Annotated in this window: 3 protein-coding genes and 1 pseudogene; 1 reads left to right on the top strand and 3 read right to left on the bottom strand. The window is 70.4% G+C overall.

What is annotated here, in order from left to right:
* Positions 1 to 46 precede the first annotated feature (46 nt).
* Positions 47 to 1,657 (top strand): annotated as a pseudogene (locus ABZ215_RS43445) (fatty acyl-AMP ligase); the annotation flags it as partial.
* 158 nt (positions 1,658 to 1,815) lie between these two features.
* Here the strand turns inward: ABZ215_RS43445 and ABZ215_RS43450 are convergent.
* From ABZ215_RS43450 to ABZ215_RS43460, 3 genes are all read right to left on the bottom strand, one after another.
* Complete coding sequence (locus ABZ215_RS43450) at positions 1,816 to 2,175, bottom strand: DivIVA domain-containing protein (RefSeq protein ID WP_020419430.1); 360 nt, start codon at positions 2,173 to 2,175, stop codon at positions 1,816 to 1,818.
* Between the two features lie 137 nt (positions 2,176 to 2,312).
* Complete coding sequence (gene pth, locus ABZ215_RS43455; RefSeq protein ID WP_020419429.1) at positions 2,313 to 2,906, bottom strand: aminoacyl-tRNA hydrolase; 594 nt, start codon at positions 2,904 to 2,906, stop codon at positions 2,313 to 2,315.
* Positions 2,907 to 3,509, bottom strand: coding sequence for a 50S ribosomal protein L25/general stress protein Ctc (locus tag ABZ215_RS43460; RefSeq protein ID WP_020419428.1), 603 nt, complete (start codon positions 3,507 to 3,509; stop codon positions 2,907 to 2,909).
* Positions 3,510 to 3,886: the final 377 nt, after the last annotated feature.

Below are 3,886 nucleotides of genomic sequence, written 5' to 3' on the forward strand. Positions count from 1 at the left end.
CTGAAGCCGAAGTCGGTCGTGCGGGACATGTACGAGCGGGCGATGAAAGGAGCCGGTGCGCCGGACCTGGGCCGAAGTCCACGAGCAGGCGCGGCGGATGGCCGGCGCGCTCGTCGCGGGCGGCCTGGAGCCGGGCAGCGCCGTCGCCGTACTGGCCGGGGCGCCCGCGCTGATCGCGCCGACGGTGCAGGCGGTGTGGCTCGCCGGGGGCAGCGTGACGATGCTGCACCAGCCCACCCCGCGCACCGACCTCGCGCTGTGGGCCGAGGACACGGTCAAGGTGCTGGGCATGATCGACGCGAAGCTGGTCGTGCTCGGCGAGCCGTTCGACGCGCTCGCGCCGGTGCTCACCGAGCACAACATCGGGTTCCGGATGATCACCGACCTGTTCGAGGGCGAGCCGATCGCCGAGCCGGTGGCGCGTGGCGAGGACGACCTGGCGCTGCTGCAGCTCACCAGCGGCTCGACCGCCGACCCGAAGGCCGTGCGGATCACCCACGGCAACCTCTACACCAACGTCAAGGCCATGGTGGAGCGGGCGGAGTTCGACTTCGCGAAGGACATCATGGTGTCCTGGCTGCCCACCTTCCACGACATGGGCATGGTCGGGTTCCTGACCGTGCCGATGACGTTCGGCGTGGAGCTGATCAAGATCACCCCGGCCGAGTTCCTCACCGGGCCGCTGATCTGGCCCGAGCTGATCAGCAAGTACCGCGCCACCACCACCGCGGCCCCGAACTTCGCCTACGCCATCGTCGGCAAGCGGCTGCAGCGGGTGGAGGACGAAAACGCTTACGACCTGTCCACGCTGCGGATCGCGCTGAACGGGGCCGAGCCGATCGACGAGTCGGCCGTGCAGTCGTTCGTCGAGGGTGGCGCCCGGTTCAAGATGCCCGCGGAGTGCGTGTTCCCCGCGTACGGCATGGCCGAGGCGACGCTCGCGGTGTCGTTCGCGCCGCTGTTCACCGGACTGACGCTGGACGTCATCGAGGCCGACGCGCTCGAGGCGGACAACCGGGCGGTGCCGGTGCCCGAGGGCGACCCGCGGCGCGGGACCGAGGAGGTCCGCTCGTTCGCCGTGCTTGGCCGCCCGCTGGACGGGCTGGAGGCGCGGATCGTCGACGACAGCGGCAAGGTGCTCGGCGACCGCGAGGTCGGGGAGATCCAGCTGACCGGCCCGGCCGTGACGCCCGGTTACCTGACGATGGAGGGCCCGAAGCCGACGCAGGACGCCGAGGGCTGGCTCGCGACCGGCGACCTCGGGTACCTGGTCGACGGGCAGATCGTGATCTGCGGGCGCCGCAAGGACGTCATCATCATGGGTGGCCGCAACATCTACCCGACGGACATCGAACGCGCCGCGACCGCCGTGGACGGGGTGCGGGCAGGCAACGCGGTGGCCGTGCGGATCGACGCGGGGACGCGCCGGGAGCGGTTCGCGGTGGTGCTGGAGTCGAAGCTGGCCGGCGACGCCGAGGCCGAGCGGAGGCTGCAAAAGGAGGTCGCGGCGCGGGTGCGGGACGCGGTGGACGCGCGGCCGTACGCGGTGGTCGTCCTGCCGGCAGGCAGCCTGCCCAAGACGCCGTCCGGCAAGGTCAAACGCGCTGCGACGGCGGTCCAGTACGCCGACGCGATCGCGAAGAACGCCGCCTCCTGACCGCCGCCCCACCCGGCCCGGGTGGGGAGTTCATTCGCTGGGGTGTGGGGTTCGCGGGGCCGGGCGCAGGGCTCGCTGGGCGTGGGGCTCGCCGGGTGTGCGCGAGCCCCACGTTCCAGGGGGTGTGGTCTGCGCTCAGGCGCGAGTTCGGCGGCTGCTCACTCCGTGAGGGTCACCTTCGGGATCTCGGCCGGGTCGCCTTCCGCGCGTGGTGCGGTCGCCTGCGTGACCGTCCGGGCCTCGGGCACCGGGTAGGGGCGGCCGCCTCGGCGGGCGAACTCGTCTTCGACCTGGTCGAGGAACTCGTCGACCTCGCGCTCGTCGTAGCCCCGCTTCCCGAGCAGCGGCTTGCTGAACATGACGTGGTGCACCTCGGCGGCCGTCAGGTCGTCCTCGCCCACCAGGGTCCTGGCGATGCGCTCGACGAACTCGTCGACCTCGTGCTTGGCGTACCCGCGCCGGCCGATGGGGGCGTTACCGAACTCGACTCGATAAACGTCTTCGGCGGAAAGGGACATGTGGAGTGCTCCAGTTCAGCGTGGACGGGACAACTTCCCTAATCCCGTCCTAGCCGCCGGATCAAACCTCCGGAAGAGCATTTGTCCCCCTGGAACACCATGGAGCGGTGAGAGGAACACCTGTGGGTGACTGACGCTCACCCAGCGTGGAAGTCGTTTTGGGCCGCTGTCAGCCCTTTGCCGATCAGCGCTTCGACGGCGTCGGCGCACCGGTCCAGCTCCAGCGGGAGGTCCTTGCGCTCCACCGTGGAGAAGTCCTTGAGCACGAAATCGGCGGGGTCCATCCGGCCAGGGGGCCGCCCGATGCCGAAGCGCACGCGGTAGTAGTCACGCGTGCCGAGGGACTTGCTGATCGAGCGCAGCCCGTTGTGGCCGCCTTCGCCGCCGCCGAGCTTGAGCTTCAGCCCGCCGAACGGCACGTCCAGCTCGTCGTGCACGACGACGACGCCGCTCGGGTCGACCTTGTAGAACTTCGCCGCGCCCGCGACCGGGCCGCCGGAGACGTTCATGAACGACCGCGGCTTGACCAGCACGACGCGACGCCCGGCGAGACGCCCTTCCAGGACCTCACCGCCGGACTTGTGGGTCTTGAACTTGCCGCCGACGCGGGCGGCGAGCTCGTCGAGCACCATGAAACCCACGTTGTGCCGGTTGCCGGCGTAACGCGGGCCGGGATTGCCGAGGCCGACGAGCAGAACCAGCTCGCCGGCCCCGGGAACGTCCGAACTCACTTACTCGGCGGCGCTCTCGGCCGCCTCGTCGCCGGTCTCCTCGGCGGGCTCCGCGGAGGTGGCCTGCGCCTCGTTGACGGCGACGACCAGGCTCTCCGGGTCGGTCAGCAGGACCGCGCCGGCGGGCAGGGTGACCTGCGAGGCGAGGATCTGGGTGCCGGCCTCGGCGCCCTCGATGGACACCTCGAACTGCTCCGGGATGTGCAGCGCCTCGACCTCGATCGACAGGGTGTCGACCTCCTGCACCTGCAGGGTGCCCGGGGCCGGCTCGCCGGTCAGCACGACCGGGACGTCCACGGTGACCTTCTCGCCACGCTGGACGACCAGCAGGTCGACGTGCTCGATGTAGTTCTTGATCGGGTGCACGGTGACCGTCTTGGTCAGGGCCAGCTCGGTGTCGCCGTTGAGGCTGAGGGTGAGGACCGCGTTGCTGCCGTTCTCACGGATGACGCGGGCGAACTCCAGAGCGGGCAGGGCCAGGTGGCGGGGGTCGGTACCGTGGCCGTACAGCACGGCGGGAACCTTGCCGGCGCGACGGGTGCGGCGCGCGGCGCCCTTGCCGAACTCGGTGCGGGGCTCGGCGGACAGACGTACCTCGGACACGGTGTAGCACTCCTTCAAACAATTTTGCGTGGCGGCGCAGATGGCGGGTGGTCGCATCGGCGGCGAGTTCCACGGACATGCTCGAGCAGCGGACCTCAAGCCGCCGCGTCGATCACGTCGGGCACCGGGTGCAGCATGGAGCCCGCCTCGCCGAGACAACCTGTTCAGTGTAATCGGCCGGAACCACAAGGGTTACCTGGGGTCCAACCCCACCGGAGCCGGGTGGTCATCCCGTCGCCTGACACGGCGGGGAGTCCGCCCTGCGGGCGGTGCGCCTTGCGGCGCCGGAAGGTCACCTTCGACCACCCCCGCCCCCTCTCCCTGAGTGTGTTTCAGTCGCCGAGCAGGCTTGTCAAGGCGGGAAAGCGTGCCTTGAC

The organism is Amycolatopsis sp. NPDC006131, assembly GCF_040614175.1.
GTDB lineage: Bacteria > Actinomycetota > Actinomycetes > Mycobacteriales > Pseudonocardiaceae > Amycolatopsis_E > Amycolatopsis_E tucumanensis.

Excerpts from the sequence above, each read along its gene's own strand:
- ABZ215_RS43450 (WP_020419430.1), bottom strand. The coding sequence starts at position 2,175 with ATGTCCCTTTCCGCCGAAGACGTTTATCGAGTCGAGTTCGGTAACGCC.